The 18,406-nt window shown below is 66.5% G+C and carries 16 protein-coding genes and 1 pseudogene; 9 read left to right on the top strand and 8 right to left on the bottom strand.

The annotated features are described in order from the left end of the window. Positions 1-264 precede the first annotated feature (264 nt). The gene (locus SKC41_RS10190) at positions 265-1,170 is read right to left on the bottom strand and encodes an SDR family oxidoreductase (RefSeq protein ID WP_330977515.1); all 906 of its coding nucleotides are present in this window, start codon (positions 1,168-1,170) and stop codon (positions 265-267) included. Positions 1,171-1,195: 25 nt separating this feature from the next. Beyond that, entirely contained in the window at positions 1,196-1,993 is a 798-nt protein-coding gene (locus tag SKC41_RS10185) for an SDR family oxidoreductase (RefSeq protein ID WP_330977514.1), read from the bottom strand. A 65-nt stretch (positions 1,994-2,058) separates the two neighbouring features. On the opposite strand from SKC41_RS10185, the gene echA20 reads away from it, so the two are divergent. The 4 genes from echA20 (at position 2,059) to ipdC (ending at position 5,627) form a co-directional block, all read left to right on the top strand. Further along, a complete protein-coding gene (gene echA20, locus SKC41_RS10180; RefSeq protein ID WP_330977513.1) occupies positions 2,059-2,817 on the top strand; it encodes a (7aS)-7a-methyl-1,5-dioxo-2,3,5,6,7,7a-hexahydro-1H-indene-carboxyl-CoA hydrolase in 759 nt (252 codons plus the stop codon). Further along, complete coding sequence (gene ipdA, locus SKC41_RS10175) at positions 2,814-3,698, top strand: cholesterol ring-cleaving hydrolase subunit IpdA (protein ID WP_330977512.1); 885 nt, start codon at positions 2,814-2,816, stop codon at positions 3,696-3,698. The genes echA20 and ipdA overlap by 4 nt, the downstream gene beginning before the upstream one ends. An 8-nt stretch (positions 3,699-3,706) precedes the next feature. Next, a complete protein-coding gene (gene ipdB, locus SKC41_RS10170; RefSeq protein ID WP_330978825.1) occupies positions 3,707-4,450 on the top strand; it encodes a cholesterol ring-cleaving hydrolase subunit IpdB in 744 nt (247 codons plus the stop codon). Positions 4,451-4,556: 106 nt separating this feature from the next. Then, positions 4,557-5,627, top strand: coding sequence for a (3aS,4S,5R,7aS)-5-hydroxy-7a-methyl-1-oxo-octahydro-1H-indene-4-carboxyl-CoA dehydrogenase (ipdC, locus tag SKC41_RS10165; protein ID WP_330977511.1), 1,071 nt, complete (start codon positions 4,557-4,559; stop codon positions 5,625-5,627). A gap of 37 nt (positions 5,628-5,664) precedes the next feature. On the opposite strand, the pseudogene SKC41_RS10160 reads toward ipdC, so the two are convergent. From SKC41_RS10160 to ipdE1, 5 genes and pseudogenes are all read right to left on the bottom strand, one after another. Beyond that, a pseudogene (locus SKC41_RS10160) lies at positions 5,665-6,582 on the bottom strand (DUF559 domain-containing protein). A gap of 133 nt (positions 6,583-6,715) precedes the next feature. Continuing rightward, positions 6,716-7,876 (bottom strand): steroid 3-ketoacyl-CoA thiolase FadA6, encoded by a 1,161-nt coding sequence (gene fadA6 / locus SKC41_RS10155; protein WP_330977510.1) that lies wholly within the window; start codon positions 7,874-7,876, stop codon positions 6,716-6,718. A 54-nt stretch (positions 7,877-7,930) separates the two neighbouring features. Beyond that, positions 7,931-8,533, bottom strand: coding sequence for a TetR family transcriptional regulator KstR2 (kstR2, locus tag SKC41_RS10150; RefSeq protein ID WP_330977509.1), 603 nt, complete (start codon positions 8,531-8,533; stop codon positions 7,931-7,933). Positions 8,534-8,575: 42 nt separating this feature from the next. Further along, on the bottom strand, positions 8,576-9,364 hold the full coding sequence (ipdF, locus tag SKC41_RS10145) for a (5R,7aS)-5-hydroxy-7a-methyl-1-oxo-2,3,5,6,7,7a-hexahydro-1H-indene-carboxyl-CoA reductase (RefSeq protein WP_330977508.1): 789 nt from the start codon (positions 9,362-9,364) through the stop codon (positions 8,576-8,578). 28 nt (positions 9,365-9,392) lie between these two features. Then, complete coding sequence (ipdE1, locus tag SKC41_RS10140; RefSeq protein ID WP_330977507.1) at positions 9,393-10,550, bottom strand: acyl-CoA dehydrogenase IpdE1; 1,158 nt, start codon at positions 10,548-10,550, stop codon at positions 9,393-9,395. A 48-nt stretch (positions 10,551-10,598) separates the two neighbouring features. On the opposite strand from ipdE1, the gene fadD3 reads away from it, so the two are divergent. Genes fadD3 through SKC41_RS10115 form a run of 5 tightly spaced genes read left to right on the top strand, consistent with a single transcriptional unit; the run spans position 10,599 to position 16,347 of the window. Further along, a complete protein-coding gene (gene fadD3, locus SKC41_RS10135) occupies positions 10,599-12,143 on the top strand; it encodes a 3-((3aS,4S,7aS)-7a-methyl-1,5-dioxo-octahydro-1H-inden-4-yl)propanoate--CoA ligase FadD3 (protein WP_330977506.1) in 1,545 nt (514 codons plus the stop codon). A 13-nt stretch (positions 12,144-12,156) separates the two neighbouring features. After that, positions 12,157-13,302 (top strand): acyl-CoA dehydrogenase family protein, encoded by a 1,146-nt coding sequence (locus SKC41_RS10130; protein WP_330977505.1) that lies wholly within the window; start codon positions 12,157-12,159, stop codon positions 13,300-13,302. Further along, positions 13,299-14,234: an acyl-CoA dehydrogenase family protein gene (locus SKC41_RS10125; RefSeq protein ID WP_330977504.1), complete on the top strand. Its 936-nt coding sequence runs from the start codon at positions 13,299-13,301 to the stop codon at positions 14,232-14,234. Before SKC41_RS10130 ends, SKC41_RS10125 begins: the two co-directional genes overlap by 4 nt. After that, complete coding sequence (gene ipdE2, locus SKC41_RS10120) at positions 14,231-15,181, top strand: acyl-CoA dehydrogenase IpdE2 (protein WP_330977503.1); 951 nt, start codon at positions 14,231-14,233, stop codon at positions 15,179-15,181. The genes SKC41_RS10125 and ipdE2 overlap by 4 nt, the downstream gene beginning before the upstream one ends. Positions 15,182-15,225: 44 nt before the next feature. After that, positions 15,226-16,347, top strand: coding sequence for a pyridoxal phosphate-dependent aminotransferase (locus tag SKC41_RS10115; protein ID WP_442931675.1), 1,122 nt, complete (start codon positions 15,226-15,228; stop codon positions 16,345-16,347). On the opposite strand, the gene SKC41_RS10110 is transcribed toward SKC41_RS10115, so the two are convergent. Further along, the gene (locus tag SKC41_RS10110) at positions 16,337-18,160 is read right to left on the bottom strand and encodes a fatty acyl-AMP ligase (RefSeq protein WP_330977501.1); all 1,824 of its coding nucleotides are present in this window, start codon (positions 18,158-18,160) and stop codon (positions 16,337-16,339) included. The two genes, SKC41_RS10115 and SKC41_RS10110, sit on opposite strands and share 11 nt — an antisense overlap. Positions 18,161-18,406 lie beyond the last annotated feature (246 nt).

The raw sequence follows: 18,406 nt of genomic DNA, 5'->3' as shown, positions 1-18,406 counted from the left end.
GGGCACGCCGCACGAGATACGCCCGTCGTGCCGTATTTCAACGATTGCGTCGTATTCGCGTTTTTCAGGGACGACGTCCCGGCAAAGTTCGGGAGTTGCTGAGCATCAAAGCGAAGGGACCAAGGACCCACTGACAATACGACATTGGTGTTCGAGCCGCCAGAAATAGCGTCGACTCGTCAAAGGGATCCGCGCAGGCCGTTTCGATCGTCTCTAACGAAGGGACGCGCGATCGCGCGCCTACCCGCCGGGCTGTCGACCGTGCTAGGCCCCGTACACCGGGACCGGCGGGCGCGCCTTGGCCAGCAGGTCGGCAACGACCGGCCCAAGCTCGGCGGGATCCCAACGGTCGCCCTTATCGATCTGTGGGCCGTGCGCCCAGCCCTCCGCGACGCGGATCTTGCCTCCCTCGACCTCGAAGACCTTCCCGGTGACGTCGCGTGATTCGACGCTGCCCAGCCAAACGACAATGGGCGAAACGTTTTCCGGTGCCATCGCGTCGAAAGCCTGGTCCTGCGTTGCCATCATCTCCGCGAAGACAGTCTCGGTCATGCGGGTCCGGGCCGACGGCGCGATCGCGTTGACCGTCACGCCGTATCGGCCCATTTCGGCGGCGGCGACCAGTGTCATGGCCGCGATGCCGGCCTTGGCGGCGCTGTAGTTGCCCTGCCCGACGCTGCCCTGCAGGCCCGCACCCGAACTGGTGTTAATGATCCGTGCGTCAACGGTTTTGCCCTCTTTGGACAGTCCTCGCCAGTACGACGCGGCGTGACGCATCGTGGCGAAGTGACCCTTGAGGTGTACGGCGATGACGGCGTCGAACTCTTCCTCGCTGGTGTTGGCCATCATCCGATCGCGAACAATGCCGGCGTTGTTCACCAGGACGTCGAGTCCGCCGAATGTGTCGACCGCGGTCTGAACCAGCGCGGCGGCTTGCTCCCAGTCCGCGATGTTGGATCCGTTGGCGACGGCTTCGCCACCGGCAGCAGTGATCTCGTCCACCACGCTCTGCGCGGCACTGCCGCCGCTTGCCGGTGATCCGTCGAGACCCACACCAATGTCGTTGACGACTACGCGCGCACCTTCGGCCGCGAAGGCCAGTGCGTGCGCGCGACCGATCCCGCCGCCCGCTCCGGTGACGATGACGACACGGCCGTCGACTATTCCCATTAGCTGCCCATTCTCCTCGGATCCTCTACTTGATCGCGCTGGCGTTCGTGGTGGCCAGATAGTGCGGCGGCTCGCCGCCCCCGTGCACCTCGAGTGAAGCACCGCTGATGTAAGACGCCGCGTCGGACGCCAAAAACGCTGCGGCCCAACCGACATCCTCGGGCTTGGCCAGCCGGCCCAGTGGCACGTTCTTGGAAATCGCGGCGATCGACTCGGCGTCACCGTAGAACAAGTCGGCCTGTTCGGTCTCGACCATGCCGACCACGCAGGCGTTCACCCGGACCTTGGGTCCCCATTCCACCGCCAGCGTCTGGGTGAGGCTTTCCAGGCCGGCCTTCGCCGCACCGTACGCGCCGGTGCCCGGGGATGGCCGCCGGCCGCTCAGGCTGCAGATGTTGACGATCGACCCCCCGCCCGGCTGAGCCTGCATCTTCTCATTGGCGAACTGCGAAACCAGCAGCGCACCAATCAGATTGAGCTCGATGATCTTGCGGTTGAACTTCGGGCTGGACTCCGCGGTCGGCACGTAGGGCGATCCGCCGGCGTTGTTGACCACGACGTCGAGTCGGCCGTGGTGGTCGACGATGGCGTCGATCAGCGACTTGACCTGGTCCTCGTCGCGGACATCGCAGGCGTGAAACTCGTACGGCAGCCCCTCGACGGCGCGGCGCGCGCAGGTGACCACGGTCGCGCCCTGCTCGGCGAATACCGCACTGATTCCGGCACCCACCCCGCGGACGCCGCCCGTCACCAAAACCACCCGCCCGGCCAATCCTAAATTGATGGCTCCCGCAGAAAGGGGGCCTGCTTCGGCGCGAGTCACTGTGCTAGCGTACCAAGCAAGTGCTTGCTTAGGTAGTCGGCCTCAACTTCACGAGGAAGTGCCAATTGACCATTACATCCACCAGCACAGAGCCGGGCATAGTCGCGGTCACCGTCAACTACCCGCCCGTCAACGCCATCCCGTCGCGCGGCTGGTTCGAACTCGGCGACGCGATCACTGCCGCCGGCGCGAACCCCGAGACCCACGCGGTGATCCTGCGCGCCGAGGGCCGCGGATTCAACGCCGGCGTCGACATCAAAGAGATGCAGCGCACCGAGGGATTCACCGCGCTGATCGACGCCAACCGCGGCTGCTTCCACGCCTTCCGTGCGGTCTACGAATGCGCCGTTCCGGTGATCGCCGCGGTGAACGGGTTCTGCGTCGGCGGCGGCATCGGCCTGGTCGGCAACGCCGACGTCATCGTGGCCTCCGACGACGCCACCTTCGGGTTGCCTGAGGTGGAACGCGGCGCGCTGGGCGCGGCCACACACTTGTCGCGACTGGTCCCGCAGCACATGATGCGGCGGTTGTTCTTCACCGCCGCCACCGTGGACGCCGCGACCCTGCACCACTTCGGTTCGGTGCACGAGGTGGTCTCCCGCGACGAGCTCGACGAGGCCGCTCTGCGAGTCGCCCGCGACATCGCCGCCAAAGATACCCGCGTGATCCGCGCGGCCAAGGAGGCGCTCAACTTGATCGACGTGCAGCGGGTCAACTCGAGTTACCGTATGGAACAAGGCTTTACGTTCGAGCTCAACCTCGCCGGGGTCTCCGACGAGCACCGCGACGCGTTCGCCGGTACGGCGAAGGGTGAGAAGTCTTGAGCGACAAGCGAACCACTCTCGACGAAGCTGTTGCCGGGCTGCGCAGCGGCATGACCATCGGCATCGGCGGCTGGGGGTCACGGCGCAAGCCGATGGCGTTCGTACGCGCCATGCTGCGCACCGACGTCAAGGATCTGACCGTGGTCACCTACGGCGGACCCGACCTTGGATTGCTCTGCGCCGCAGGCAAGGTCAAGCGGGTCTACTACGGATTCGTCTCGCTGGACTCACCGCCGTTCTACGACCCGTGGTTCGCCAAAGCGCGCAGCGCCGGGGCAATCGAGGCCCGGGAGATGGACGAAGGCATGCTTCGCTGCGGGCTACAGGCCGCGGCACAACGGTTGCCGTTCCTGCCGATTCGCGCGGGACTGGGCAGCTCGGTGCTCGACTTCTGGGAAGGCGAGCTGCAGACGGTGACCAGCCCGTATCCCGCACCGGGTGGTGGCCACGAGACGCTGCTCGCGATGCCGGCGTTGCGCTTGGACGCGGCGTTCGTGCACCTCAATCTCGGTGACAGCAAAGGCAATGCGGCATACACCGGCATCGACCCCTACTTCGACGACCTGTTTTTGATGGCCGCCGACAAGCGCTACCTGTCGGTGGAACGAGTGGTATCCACCCAGGAGCTGATCAAGGCGGTGCCGCCGCAGGCGCTGCTGGTCAATCGGATGATGGTCGACGGCGTCGTCGAAGCACCCAACGGTGCGCACTTCACCACCGCAGCACCGGATTACGGCCGCGACGAGAAATTCCAGCGACACTATGCCGAGGCCGCCTCGACCGAAGAGGGCTGGCAGCAGTTCGTGGCGACCTACCTCTCCGGCGGCGAGGCCGAATATCAATCAGCCGTGCGCGCTTTCGCAGAGGAGGCATCTTCGTGACAAACACCGTGAGCACTCGAGCCGAAGTGTGTGCGGTCGCCTGCGCCGATCTGTTCAGGGATGCCGGCGAGATCATGGTCAGTCCGATGACGAACATGGCCTCGGTCGGCGCGCGGTTGGCCCGGCTGACGTTCTCCCCCGACATCCTGCTGACCGACGGCGAGGCGCAGCTGCTAGCCGACACGCCCGCACTGGGCGCCTCGGGTGACGTCGAGGGCTGGATGCCGTTCGGCCGGGTCTTCGAGACCCTGGCCTGGGGCAGGCGCCACGTGGTGATGGGCGCGAATCAGGTTGACCGCTTTGGCAATCAGAACATCTCGGCGTTCGGACCCCTGCAGCAGCCCAAGCGCCAGATGTTCGGCGTCCGCGGCGCGCCGGGCAATGCCATCAACCACGCGACCAGTTACTGGGTCGGCAACCACTCCGAGCGAGTGTTCTGCGAGAAGGTAGACATCGTCTGCGGAATCGGCTGGGACAAAGTGGCCGCCGACAATCCGGCATTCCGGTTCACCAACACCTATCGGGTGGTGTCGAACCTCGGCGTATTCGACTTCGGCGGACCGGACCGCACCATGCGGGCGGTGTCGCTGCATCCGGGTGTTTCGGCCGACGAGGTCCGGGAGAACACGTCGTTCGAGATCGATGGCCTGGACGGCGCTGCGGAAACCCGGCTGCCGACCGACCAGGAACTGCGCCTGATCCGCGAGACGATCGACCCGAAAGCATTGCGCGACCGAGAGATACGTTCATGATCATTCCGCCTCTCCCCCGCAAGCGGGCGGTACCCCCACCTCATCGCTTCGTCCCCCTCGCCGCTTCGCGGCTGGGGGTGCCCCCACTGCACCGTCGGCGGTGGCTATGAAACTGCGCACGCCGCTGACCGAGCTGGTCGGCGTCGAGCATCCGGTGGTGCAAACCGGGATGGGCTGGGTGGCCGGTGCCCGGTTGGTGGCGGCCACTGCCAATGCCGGCGGGCTCGGCATCTTGGCGTCGGCCACGATGACGCTGGACGAGTTGGCGACCGCCATCGGCAAGGTCAAGGCCGCCACCGACAAGCCGTTCGGTGTGAACATGCGCGCCGACGCGGCGGACGCCGCCGACCGGGTTGAGCTGATGATCCGCGAGGGCGTGAAGGTGGCGTCGTTCGCGCTGGCGCCCAAGCAGGAACTGATCGCCCGCCTGAAAGAGGCCGGGGCGGTGGTGATCCCGTCGATCGGCGCGGCCAAGCATGCGCGCAAGGTCGCGAGCTGGGGTGCCGACGCGATGATCGTCCAGGGCGGTGAGGGCGGCGGGCACACCGGACCCGTCGCGACCACGCTGCTGCTGCCGTCGGTGCTGGACGCCGTGAAGGGCACCGGCATCCCGGTCATCGCGGCGGGCGGCTTCTTCGACGGACGCGGGCTGGCTGCCGCGTTGTCCTACGGTGCCGCCGGGGTGGCGATGGGCACCCGGTTCCTGCTCACGTCGGATTCGACCGTGCCCGACGCGGTGAAGCGCCGCTACCTGGAGTCGGCGCTGGACGGCACCGTGGTCACCACGCGCGTCGACGGCATGCCGCACCGGGTGTTGCGTACCGGGCTGGTCGAGAAGCTGGAAAGCGGAACGCCGATAAGGGGTTTGACCGCTGCGGTGCGCAATGCCGCGAAGTTCAAGCAGATGTCCGGGATGACCTGGAAGTCGATGATCCAAGACGGCATGGCGATGCGCCACGGCAAGGAAATGACCCTGGCGCAGGTGGTAATGGCGGCCAACACTCCAATGCTGCTGAAAGCCGGCCTCGTTGAGGGCAACACCGAAGCCGGAGTGCTGGCGTCCGGTCAGGTCGCCGGCATTCTCGAAGACCTACCGTCGTGCGCCGAGCTGATCGAGTCGATCGTGCGCGACGCCATCGAGCACCTTCAAGCGGCATCCGGGTTCATCGAGGGTTAGCGCGCTGGCGCCTAGCGCACGACGCCGAGTGTGAATCTCACGACGCAACACGCCGTCTGGGCGTCGTAGAGTTCACAGTCGGGCCCGTGGAGCGCCATCCGGCGGCTTGCATCGCTGCGACGACCCGGGCGACGAAGGTGCCCTGGCGGTATCGAAGTAAATCGCTGCTCGCTCTAACGACTGTCCAACCCAGAGCGTGCAATGCGCTGTACCGGTCGATGTCTCGGTCACGCTGTTGGCGGTCCGTCCAGTGCTGTGGACCGTCGTATTCGATGCCGACGCGAAGCTCCTCGTAGCCCATATCTAAACGGGCGACGAAATCGCCGAACCCGTCGGATACCCGGATCTGTGTTAGCGGCTTCGGCAAGCCGGCGTCGATCAGCGCCAGCCGAGTCCGCGTCTCCTGTGGGGATTCCGCGCCTGCGTCAAGCAGTGGCATTACTCGGCGGAATCGGGTCAGACCACGCGTGCCGGGGTGCCCGGCGATGACGGCCTCAATGTCAGTCGGTGTCACGTCCGTCGCATTCATCAGCGCATCGAGCCGTTGAACAGCGTGTAGCCGCGAGGTAGTCCGTCGCCCGATATCGAAGGCGGTCCGCACCGGCGATGTGACCGGGACACCGTCGACGGTGAACACTTCGTGGGGTTTCAAGACATCGGTGTGCACCGTAATCCCGCTGGGAGGCCGCCGATTGTCATGCACCAGTTCGACGTCGAGCGCCGCACTCACCCATTTCGTGCCGAGCAACGCGGCCGCCGAGTTGCCCGCGACGACCGCGCTACGTCGCGACTACAACCACGCTGCGGTAGCACGCTGGATCGCCGTCAGCTCGATGCCGGCCGGAGCGTAGACCCCGGGGTAGACGGGTTCGTACAACACGCGCATGGCCCGCTCCGGCAAAGCTTTCGCGGCCAGCGCTTCCGAGGCCAGGAATGGCCACGGGTGTTCTTCCACGGCCGAATGCTGGCATCACCCACCGACACCATTCACCGAGTGTGCATCCTGCGACGCGACGCGCCGATAAAGCGTCGCGTGGTTCACACTCGGCGAAGAAGAGGCCCCCGGGGGGGCGGGGGTAGGCCGAGTGCTACAGGCGCTCGATGATCGTGACGTTGGCGGTACCGCCGCCCTCGCACATCGTCTGCAAACCGTAACGGCCGCCGATGCGTTCGAGTTCGTTGAGCATGGTGGTGAACAGCTTGGCGCCGGTGGCGCCCAACGGGTGCCCGAGGGCGATCGCGCCGCCGTTGGGGTTGACCTTCTCCGGATCGGCCTTGACTTCCTTGAGCCACGCCATCACCACCGGCGCGAACGCCTCGTTGATCTCGACCGTGTCGATGTCGCTGATGGACAGCCCGGTCTTTTCCAGCGCATAGCGGGTGGCCGGAATCGGCCCGGTCAGCATGAACACCGGGTCGGCGGCGCGGGCGCTGATGTGGTGAATGCGGGCGCGCGGGGTCAGCTTGTGATCCTTGACCGCCTGCTCGGAGGCCAGCAGCACCGCGCTGGCACCGTCGGAGATCTGGCTGGCCATCGCAGCGGTCAGCCGGCCACCCTCGACCAGCGTCTTGAGGCCGGCCATCTTCTCCAGCGTCGATTCGCGCGGACCCTCGTCGACCCGGAACGGGCCGGATTCAGTTTCCACGGTGATGATTTCGTTGTCGAAGTGGCCGCCGCGAATCGCCGCGAAGGCACGCTCATGACTGGTCAGCGCGTAGCGCTCCATCTCTTCGCGCGAGATGTTCCACTTCTCCGCGATCAGCTCCGAGCCGCGGAACTGAGAGATCTCTTGGTCGCCGTAGCGATGCAGCCACTGCTTGGACTCGTTGGTCGGCGAAGTGAAGCCGAACTGCTCGCCGAGCGTCATCGCCGACGAAATCGGGATCCAGCTCATGTTCTGCATGCCGCCTGCCACGATGAGATCGGCCGTCCCCGCCATGATCGCCTGTGCGCCAAAGGAAACCGCCTGCTGGCTGGAGCCGCACTGCCGGTCCACGGTGACACCGGGGACTTCTTCGGGATAGCCGGCGGCCAGCCACGACAGCCGCGCGATGTTGCCGGCCTGTCCGCCGATGGCGTCAACACAACCGGCGATCACATCGTCGACGGCGGCGGGATCGACATCCACCCGGTCGAGAAGTCCGCGCCACGCGTGGGCACCCAGATCGACGGGATGGATCCCGGCCAGTGCGCCGTTGCGCTTGCCGACCGCGGTACGCACAGCGTCGATGACGTACGCCTCAGCCATGGTGTCGCTCCTCCTCATCGCTTCGCTCTGCATCGTCGATGACACGAGCCATGTTCAGACTCCTTCTTTGGTGATCCCGCCAAGCACGATGGCGAGATATTGCTGGCCCACCTGCTCTGCGGTGAGCGGTCCGCCGGGTTGATACCAGCGCACCGACACCCAGGTGGTGTCACGGATAAATCGGTAGACAAGGTCGACGTCGAGGTCGGGCTGGAAGTAGCCCTCGTCGACGCCCTGATTCAGCAACTCGACCCACATCTTGCGTTGTTGCCGATTCATGTCCTCGATGTAGGAGAAGCGGGGCTGCGACAGCAGCCGCTGGGCTTCGTCCTGGTAGATGACGACCTGCGCGTGCCGATGCTCGATCGCTTCGAACGAGGCCATGAACAGGCCCTTGAGCCGCTCCAGCGGATTGGTTTCGCTGTCGACGATCTCTTGGTAGCGGGCGAACAGCCAGTCCAGGAACTCGCGCAACAGCTCGTCGACCATCTCCTCTTTAGAGGAGAAGTGGTGATACAGGCTGCCGGACAAGATGCCGGCGCCGTCGGCGATATCGCGCACGGTCGTGGCGCGCAGACCCCGCTCGGCGAACATCGTGGCGGCGAGCTCCAAGAGCTCGTCTCGCCGGCTGTTCGCCTGACCGGTCACTCGGTCCACCGGGTCAGGATATCAACCAAGCGCTTGCTTGGCCACCCGGGATCACGGGTGTTGGCTGGAAACCGAGATGACCTCGCCGGTGAGATAGCTCGAGTAGTCGCTTGCCAAGAACGCGATGGTGGCCGCGACTTCCCACGGCTCGGCGGCCCGCCCGAACGCCTCGCCGGCCGAGAGCCGGTCAAGCAGGTCGGATGAGGTCGTCTTGTCCAGGAACTTGTGCCGCGCGATGCTGGGCGACACCGCATTGATTCGGACGTCGTATTCGGCGGCTTCGATTGCGCTGCAACGGGTCAGCGCCATCACGCCCGCTTTGGCTGCCGCATAGTGCGACTGCGAGTGTTGCGCCCGCCAGCCCAGAACGCTGGCGTTGTTGACGATGACGCCGCCGTGCGGCGCGTCGCGGAAGTACCGCAGCGCGGCGCGGGTGGCACGAAATACTGAGGTCAGGGTGACGTCCAGGACGCGGTCCCACTCCTCGTCGGTCATGTCGGCCACCGGCGTCTGCCCACCCAGTCCGGCGTTATTGACCAACACGTCGATGCGCCCCATCCGTGCGGTGGCCGAGTCGATCAGCGCGTCGATCTGAGCCGTCGACGTCACGTCGCACACCACGTGCTCGACCCGACCCTGGCCCAGCGCCGACAACTCCTCGGCGGCCTCGCCCAGCCGTCGCTCGTGGTGGTCGGAGATCACCACGTCGGCGCCCTCGGCCAGCGCCCGGCGGGCAGTCGCCGAGCCGATGCCGGTGCCTGCGGCCGCCGTCACAACGACCACCTTGCCGGTCAAGAGTCCGTGTCCGGCAATCTCTTTCGGAGCTTCGGACAGACTCATGCTTCCTCCTGTGTCTTCGCGCAAGCGCTCATCCACGAACTTCCCGGGGTAGGCCGAGCACCCGCTCGGCGATGATGTTGCGCTGAATCTCGTTGGATCCGCCGTAAATGGTGTCGGCACGGCTGAACAGGAACAGCCGCTGCCACTCGTCGAACTCGCCGTCCGCCAGGGTCAGCCCGGGCTTGCCGACGACGTCCATCGCAAGCTCGCCGAGATCGCGATGCCAGTTGGCCCACAACAACTTCGACACGTTGTCCTGACCGGGCTGCTCGACGTCCATGGTGGCCAGCGCGTAGCTGCGCATGGCCCGCAGACCGGTCCAGGCCCGGGTCAGCCGCTCCCGGATGAAGGGATCGTCGGCGGCGCCGTTGCGCTGCGCAACCTCGGCCAGGTTGGAAAGCTCACGGGCGTAACGGATCTGCTGTCCCAGCGTCGAGACCCCGCGCTCGAAGGTCAGCGTTCCCATCGCGACCCGCCAGCCGTCACCCGGCTCGCCGACCACCAGGTGAGCCTCGGTGCGGGCATCGTCGAAGAAAACCTCGTTGAATTCCGAGTCACCGGTCAGCTGGATGATCGGGCGTACTTCCACGCCCGGTTGGTCCAGCGGCACCAGCAGATACGACAGCCCGGCATGCCGCTTGGAGCCCTTCTCGGTGCGCGCGATCACGAAGCACCACTGCGCCCAATGCGCCAGCGAGGTCCACACCTTCTGGCCGTTGATCACCCACTCGCCGCCTCCTGAGCCGTCGAGCTCGGCAGTGGTTGCCACGTTGGCCAGGTCGCTGCCGGCGCCCGGCTCCGAATACCCCTGGCACCACAGCTCGGTGACGTCGAGGATGCGGGGCAGGAAACGCTGCTGTTGCTCGGGCGTCCCGAACGCGATCAGTGTCGGGCCGAGCAGCTCCTCGCCGAAGTGGTTGACCTTGTCCGGGGCATCGGCCTTGGCGTACTCCTCGTAGAAGGCCACCCGGTGCGCCGTCGAGAGCCCCCGGCCGCCGTGCTCTTCCGGCCACCCCAGACAGGTCAAGCCCGCGGCGGCGAGATGCTGATTCCATGCCCGGCGTTCTTCGAAAGCTTCGTGCTCGCGCCCCGGACCGCCAAGGCCCTTGAGTGCTGCGAATTCGCCGACCAGATTGTCGGCGAGCCAACCGCGGACCTCCGCCCGGAACTCCTCGACGTCCTGCATGCCCTGTAGGCTAACCTACCAAGCACTTGCTTTGTTAGGAGTATCCCGATGACTGGCGATCCGCGCACTGTGCCCGCGGCGTTGGATCAGTTGGTCGACCAATTCCCCGACCAGGCAGCGCTCGTCACCGAGGAAAGGTCCTTCACCGCGACCGAGCTGCGCGACGAGGTGCACCGCGCGGCCGGGGCGCTGATCGCGCTCGGCGTCGAGCACGGCGACCGGGTGGCCATATGGTCGCCCAACACTTGGCATTGGGTGGTCGCCTGTCTGGCGATTCACCACGCCGGCGCCGCGATGGTGCCCTTGAACACCCGTTACACCGCCGCCGAAGCCAGTGACATCCTGGCGCGCACGGATGCACCGGTGCTGTTCGCAATGGGGCAATTCCTCGGCAACGATCGGCTTGGCGACCTGGACCGCGCCGCGCTGCCCGCGTTGCGCCACATCGTCCGGATTCCGATCGACGCCCCTGAGACCGGGGACGGAACCTGGGACGAATTCATCGAGAAGGGCACCGACGCCGACGCGGTGATCGCGCGGGCCTCCGCCGTCATGCCCGACGACCTCAGCGACATCCTGTTCACATCCGGAACCACCGGCCGCAGCAAAGGCGTGCTCTGCGCGCACCGGCAATCGCTGTCGGCGTCGGCGTCGTGGGCCGCCAACGGCAAGATCAGCAGCGACGACCGCTACCTGTGCATCAACCCGTTCTTCCACAACTTCGGGTACAAGGCCGGCATCCTGGCGTGCCTGCAAACCGGGGCGACGCTGATCCCGCACCTGACGTTCGATCCGCTGCGCGCGCTGCAGGCAATCGAGCAGCACCGCATCACCGTATTGCCCGGTCCGCCAACGATTTACCAAACGCTGCTCGATCACCCAGCGCGCGGCGACTACGACCTGAGTTCGCTGCGGTTCGCTGTCACCGGCGCCGCCACCGTTCCGGTTGTGTTGGTGGAGCGCATGCAGTCCGAACTCGACATCGACATCGTGCTGACCGCCTACGGCCTGACCGAGGCCAACGGCATGGGCACCAGTTGCCGTGCCGACGACGACGCGGTGACGGTCGCGACCACCTGCGGCCGCCCGTTCGCCGGCTTCGAATTACGGATCGATTCAGCGACTCCCGGCGAATCTGGCGAGGTACTCCTGCGTGGACCGAATGTCATGCTGGGCTACCTCGACGACCCGGAGGCCACCGCCGCGGCCATCGACGCCGAGGGCTGGCTGCACACCGGCGACATCGGCGTCCTCGACACGAACGGCAACCTGCGCATCACCGACCGGCTCAAGGACATGTACATCTGCGGTGGATTCAACGTCTACCCCGCCGAGATCGAACAGGTGCTGGCCCGCATGGATGGGGTGGCCGACGCCGCGGTGATCGGGGTTCCCGACGAGCGCCTGGGCGAGGTCGGCCGGGCGTTCCTGGTGACCCGCCCCGGCGCGAAACTCGACGAGCAGTCGGTAATCGCTTACACCCGAAAGCATTTGGCGAACTTCAAGGCACCGCGGTCCGTGCGGTTCGTCGACGAATTGCCGCGCAATGCCGGCGGCAAGGTGCTCAAACCACAATTGCGAGAATGGACCTGAAATTGGATTCGAAATGGACTTAGCACTAGACGAAGAGACGCTGGCCTTTGCGGCCGAGGTGCGGGACTTCCTCTCGGCCAACGCAGAGTCTATCCCAACCGAGTCGTATGACAACGCGGAAGGCTTTGCCCAGCATCGCCATTGGGACAAGGTGCTGTTCGACGCCGGGCTATCGGTCATCAACTGGCCAAAGAAGTACGGCGGCCGCGACGCGTCGCTGTTGCATTGGGTGGTCTACGAGGAAGAGTACTTCCGCGCCGGAGCACCGGGGCGCGCCAGCGCCAACGGCATCTCGATGCTGGCGCCGACGTTGTTCGCACATGGCACCCAAGAGCAGCAGGACCGCATCCTGCCGAAAATGGCCAGCGGCGAACAGATCTGGGCGCAGGCGTGGTCGGAGCCCGAATCCGGCAGCGACCTGGCGTCGTTGCGGTCCACCGCCACCAAGACCGAAGGCGGCTGGCTGCTGAACGGCCAGAAGATCTGGAGCTCGCGGGCCCCGTTCGCCGAGATGGGCTTTGGGCTGTTCCGATCCGATCCCTCTGCGGAGCGGCATAACGGGTTGACCTACTTCATGTTCGACCTGAAGGCCAAGGGCGTGACCGTGCGGCCCATCGTCCAGCTGGGCGGGGACACCGGATTCGGTGAGATCTTCCTCGACGACGTCTTCGTCCCCGACGAGGATGTCATCGGCACCCCGAACGACGGCTGGCGCGCGGCCATGAGCACGTCGAGCAACGAGCGCGGCATGTCGCTGCGCAGCCCGGCCCGCTTCCTGGCGGCCGCCGAACGGCTGGTGCAGCTGTGGAAAGACAACGGCTCCCCCACCGAATTCGCCGATCGGGTCGCCGACGCCTGGATCAAGGCGCAGGCCTACCGACTGCAGACGTTCGGCACGGTGACCCGGTTGGCCGCCGGCGGTGAGCTGGGTGCCGAGTCCTCGGTCACGAAGGTGTTCTGGTCCGACCTCGACGTGGCGATTCACCAAACCGCGCTGGACATCCGCGGCGCCGACGGGGAGCTGGCCGGGCCGTGGACCGATGGCTTGTTGTTCGCGCTGGGCGGCCCAATCTATGCCGGTACCAACGAAATTCAGCGCAATATCATCTCCGAGCGGCTGCTGGGCCTGCCGCGCGAAAAGTCCGGAGGCAAGAAGTGAAATTTGCGCTCGACGAACAGCAGCGCGACTTCGCGGCCAGCATCGACGCGGCCCTGGGTGCGGCGGACCTGCCCGGTGCGCTGCGCGCGTGGTCCGACGGCGACATCGCGCCCGGCCGCAAGGTGTGGGAGCAGCTGGCCAACCTCGGCGTCACCGCGCTGATGGTGCCGGAGAAATACGATGGCCTCGACGCCCACCCCGTGGATCTGGTGGTCGCGCTCGAACGCCTCGGCCGCTGGTGTGTACCCGGCCCGGTCGCCGAATCCATCGCCGTGGCCCCTGTTTTGCTCGCTGACGACCAGCGTTGCGCCGAATTGTCCTCCGGTGAACTGATCGCCACGGTCGCGCTGCCGCCGCACACCCCGCGCGCGGTGGACGCGCGAGCCGCCGGGCTGGTGCTGCTGGCCACCGGCGAGGGCGTCAGCGAAGCGGACGCGGGTGGGTGCCACCGGTCCGTGGACCCCAGCCGGCGCCTGTATGACGTGGCGGCTACCGGTGCGACCTGGCAGGCAGATATCCAGCGCGCCTATGAGTTCGGTGCACTGGCCACCGCGGCGCAGTTGGTCGGGGCTGCCGAGGCCCTCCTGAATGACACCGTCGAATACGCCAAGCAGCGCGCGCAGTTCGGCCGGCTGATCGGCTCCTATCAGGCGATCAAGCACAAGCTGGCCGACGTGCACATCGCGATCGAACTGGCGCGCCCGCTGGTCTACGGCGCGGCCTTGTCGTTGGAGTCCCGTGACGTGAGCGCGGCGAAAGCCGCGGCGTCCGACGCCGGCCTGCTGGCCGCGCGGTCGGCGTTGCAGACGCACGGCGCGATCGGCTTCACCCAGGAAAACGACCTGTCACTGTGGCTGCTGCGGGTGCAGGCACTGCGGTCGGCCTGGGGCACGCCCGAGGCGCACCGGCGCCGAGTGTTGGAGGCATTGTGAGCGAGGAACGGGAACTGCTGCGCGAGACCGTCGCCGCGCTGGTCACCAAACACGCCAACCCCGCGGCCGTGCGGGCCGCGATCGAATCCGAGCACGGCTATGACGAATCGCTGTGGCGGCTGCTGTGCGAGCAGGTCGGTGCCGCAGCGCTGGTGATACCCGAGGAGCTGGGCGGGGCCGGCGGTGAATTAGCCGATGCCGCAACGGTTCTGCAGGAGCTCGGCCGCGCCTTGGTGCCCTCCCCACTGCTGGGTACCACGCTGGCGGAGCTCGCGCTGCTGGCCGCACCCGAGCCGGATGCCGAGACGCTGGAAGCGCTGGCCGCGGGCGCCTCGATCGGAGCGCTGGTGTTCGACGCGGACTACGTCGTCAACGGCGACATCGCCGACGTCGTGGTCGCCGCGGCCGATGGAGAACTGAGCCGGTGGACCCGGTTCAGCGTGCAGCCCACGACCGCGATGGACCCCACCCGACGACTGGCCCGCGTCCAGCCCGAAGACACCCTCGCGGTGGGCCCCGACCCGGGCCTGGCCGACACCGCGGCCATCCTGCTGGCGGCCGAGCAGATCGGGGCCGCCGAACGCTGCCTGGAACTGACCGTCGAATACGCCAAGAGCCGAGTGCAATTCGGCAGGCCGATCGGCAGCTTCCAGGCACTCAAGCATCGGATGGCCGATCTGTATGTCGCGATCTCCGCGGCCAAGGCCGTCGTGAACGAAGCATGCGACGACCCCACGCCCACCAACGCCGCAACGGCTCGGCTGGCCGCCACCGAGGCGCTGTGTACTGTGACGAGCGAGGGCATCCAGCTGCACGGGGGCATCGCGATCACCTGGGAGCACGACATGCACTTGTATTTCAAACGCGCACACGGCAGCGCACAGCTGCTCGACTCGCCGCGAGAGGTGCTGCGCCAACTCGAATCCGAGGTGCTCGAAACGTCGTGAACGCCTCCGTCGCGCTGCGCGCCGGCATCCCGCCCTTCCACGTGATGGATGTCTGGCTGGCGGCCGCGGAGCGCCAGCGCAGCCACGGCGATCTGGTCAATCTCTCGGCGGGGCAACCCAGCGTGGGCGCTCCGGAGCCGGTCCGGGCCGCGGCGGCAGCGGCCGTACAAGCCAACCAGCTGGGTTACACCGTCGCCCTGGGCATTCCCGAGCTGCGCGTCGCTATCGCGGCGAATTACCAACGCCTGCACGGTATCTCGGTCGAATCCGACGCGGTCGTAGTCACCACGGGATCCTCGGGCGGGTTCTTGCTGGCGTTTCTGGCGTGCTTCGACGTCGGGGATCGGGTCGCGCTGGCCAGCCCCGGCTACCCGTGCTACCGAAACATCCTGTCCGCGTTGGGATGCGAGGTGGTGGAGATCCCGTGCGGCCCGGAGACCCGATTCCAGCCCACCGCGCAGATGCTCGCCGAACTCGACCCGCCGGTGCGCGGTGTCATCGTGGCCAGTCCGGCCAATCCCACCGGCACCGTCATACCGCCCGAAGAGCTGGCGGCGATCGCATCGTGGTGTGACGCGTCCGACGTCCGGCTGATCAGCGATGAGGTCTATCACGGACTGGTCTACGAGGGCGCCCCGCAAACCAGCAGCGCCTGGCAGACGTCGCGAAACGCCGTGGTGGTCAACAGCTTTTCTAAGTACTACGCGATGACCGGCTGGCGGCTGGGCTGGTTGCTGGTGCCGCCGGAGCTGCGCCGCGCGGTGGACTGCCTGACCGGCAACTTCACCATCTGCCCGCCGGTGCTGCCGCAGATCGCCGCGGTCGCCGCGTTCACGCCGCAGGCAACCGCCGAAGCCGAAGGCAACTTGAATCACTACACGGTCAACCGCTCGCTGCTGCTGGACGGGCTGCGCGGAATCGGTATCGACCGGCTGGCTCCGACCGACGGTGCGTTCTACGTCTACGCCGACGTCTCGGACTTCACCGACGACTCGCTGGCATTCTGTTCAAAACTGTTGGCCGACACCGGCGTTGCGATTGCTCCGGGTATCGACTTCGACACCGCGCGAGGCAACAGGTTCGTCCGGCTGTCGTTCGCCGGACCGACCAGCGACATCGAGGAAGCCCTGCGCCGAATCGGGCCGTGGCTGTCGGTCAGCGGTTGAACTTGCCGGCGAGGTACTCGGCGCGGGCGGCACTGCGGGCGAGTTTGCCGCTGGTAGTGCGGGGAATGGTGCCGGCGGCCACCAGCCGCACGTCGGCGATCCGGACCTGGTGGTTGCGCGAAATGGCCGCCCGCACAATGTCGGCGATCTGACCCAGGTCGGTACGTCCGGCGCCGGCGGCTCGCTCGGCCACGATCACCAGCTGCTCGCCGGAGCCGTGATCGGTGGATCCGAGCGCCGCGGCGGGAACGGAGAAGGCGGCGACATAGCCGGTACGGATGGCGGGCGAGGACTCGCTGACCGTGGTTTCGATGTCGAACGGGTAGTGGTTGCGGCCGTCGATGATGATCAAGTCCTTGATCCGGCCGGTCAGGTATAACTCGCCGTCCAGGTAGACGCCGAGATCACCGGTCGCCAACCAGCAGCCGTTGTCGGCGGCGCCCTCGGCATGGCTGCCCTGGTTGAGCCGGGACTGCAGCTTGTTGCCGAACACGCGTCGGGTTTCGTCCTCGCGTCCGAAGTAGCCGCGGCCGATGTTGACGCCTTGCAACCAGATTTCGCCCACGGTGCCGTCGGGCACCTCGGCGCCGTCGGGGTCGGCGATCACCGCCCACTGATCGGGGATCGGCTGCCCGCAGGACACGTGAGCGACCGCGTTGGGATCGTCGGCCGCGACGATCACCGCGCGCCCGGACCCGAGCTGTTCGCGGTCGAGGTAGATCACGCTCGCCGCGGCCTCCTGCGAGATGCTGGCCACCGAGAGCGTCGCCTCCGCCATCCCGTAGGACGGCTTGACCGCATTCGCGGGCAACCCGTAGGGAGCAAACGCGTTGGTGAACTTCTCGATCGCCGACATCGTCACGGGCTCGGACCCGTTGAGGATGCACACGACGTTGCTGAGGTCGAGCGTCTCGCCGGCCGGCGGCAATCCACGCTCGGACGTCAGTTCGAAGGCAAAGTTCGGTGCCGCCGCGAAGGTGCGGCCGTAGGTCGACTCGATGCCCAATTGCTTGATCCAGCGGTAAGGCCGGCGAAGAAACGCCATCGGATCCATGATCGTGACATGCGCCCCGAAGAACGCCGTGAACATGATCATCATCAGCCCCATGTCGTGAAACAGGGGTAGCCAACTCACCGTGCGGACATCCACGTCCAGCCCGCCGGTCATGACCATCTGCATCGCGTTGGTGTAGACGGAGCGGTGGGTGATCTCCACCCCGGCCGGTGACCGTGTCGAACCCGAGGTGTACTGCAAGTAGGCAATGTCGTCGGTGTGCAGGTCAGCGCCGGTGAACATTGACCCGAGGGTCTCGGGCAGCGCGTCCACCGCAATCATCCGCGGGCGCTCGTTGGGCGCCAGCGTCCGGATAAACGTGCGGACAGACTCGGCGACGGCAGTCGTGGTCAATACCGCCGCGGGCCGGGCGTCTTCCAGTACCGCGGCCAACCGCTCGGCATGCCCGGACATGGTCGGCGCGAACAGCGGCACGGCGATGTTGCCTGCATAGACGCTGCCGAAGAACGCCGCGACGTAGTCGAGGCCCTGTGGCGCGAGGATCGCCACCCGGTCCCCCGGCTTGGTGACCTGCTGCAGCCGGGCGCCGATCGAACAGACTCGGACCCACAGCTGGTTCCAGCTGAGCACCACGGCCCGCCCATCTGGTTCGTGCGAGTAGTCGAGGAAACGGTAGGCCGGGCTGTCCCCGTGCTCAGCGCGGTTTTTGTCGAAGTACGACGTCAGCGTCAGGCCTTCGGGTACGACGATTGCAGCCTCGCGGGACGCGAAACGCTCCGCATCGTCCAAGGGGGCCACAACATCATCCAAACAAAGATCCCGACTCACGGTAGGACAGATTAATGGGCGCGTGTGCTATTCGCCGCACCGGTTCGATATGGCGGAGATCACGATCGGGCCGCTATCGGCGCATTTGTCACTGCTGGTGGCCTGATGGCACGGCCTGAGCTGCCCCGAAAAATTTGCCGGGCGACCATTTTGAGCAGACGTTTTTCGGTCGCCGAGACAGCCGGCGAAATGTTTCTTGCAAACTCCGCGCGGGTC

Origin of the sequence: Mycobacterium sp. 050128 (assembly GCF_036409155.1) — a bacterium.
Lineage (GTDB): Bacteria > Actinomycetota > Actinomycetes > Mycobacteriales > Mycobacteriaceae > Mycobacterium.
Note: the sequence above shows the minus strand (reverse complement) of the source record. Positions and strands in the feature narration are given on the sequence as shown.

What these genes read in the sequence shown, in the direction of transcription:
- SKC41_RS10190 (WP_330977515.1), bottom strand. Translation starts at nt 1,170, where the DNA reads ATGGGAATAGTCGACGGCCGTGTCGTCATCGTCACCGGAGCGGGCGGC.
- ipdC (WP_330977511.1), top strand. Translation starts at nt 4,557, where the DNA reads ATGAAACTGCGCACGCCGCTGACCGAGCTGGTCGGCGTCGAGCATCCG.
- fadA6 (WP_330977510.1), bottom strand. Translation starts at nt 7,876, where the DNA reads ATGGCTGAGGCGTACGTCATCGACGCTGTGCGTACCGCGGTCGGCAAG.
- ipdF (WP_330977508.1), bottom strand. Translation starts at nt 9,364, where the DNA reads ATGAGTCTGTCCGAAGCTCCGAAAGAGATTGCCGGACACGGACTCTTG.
- ipdE1 (WP_330977507.1), bottom strand. Translation starts at nt 10,550, where the DNA reads ATGCAGGACGTCGAGGAGTTCCGGGCGGAGGTCCGCGGTTGGCTCGCC.
- fadD3 (WP_330977506.1), top strand. Translation starts at nt 10,599, where the DNA reads ATGACTGGCGATCCGCGCACTGTGCCCGCGGCGTTGGATCAGTTGGTC.
- SKC41_RS10130 (WP_330977505.1), top strand. Translation starts at nt 12,157, where the DNA reads ATGGACTTAGCACTAGACGAAGAGACGCTGGCCTTTGCGGCCGAGGTG.
- SKC41_RS10115 (WP_442931675.1), top strand. Translation starts at nt 15,226, where the DNA reads ATGGATGTCTGGCTGGCGGCCGCGGAGCGCCAGCGCAGCCACGGCGAT.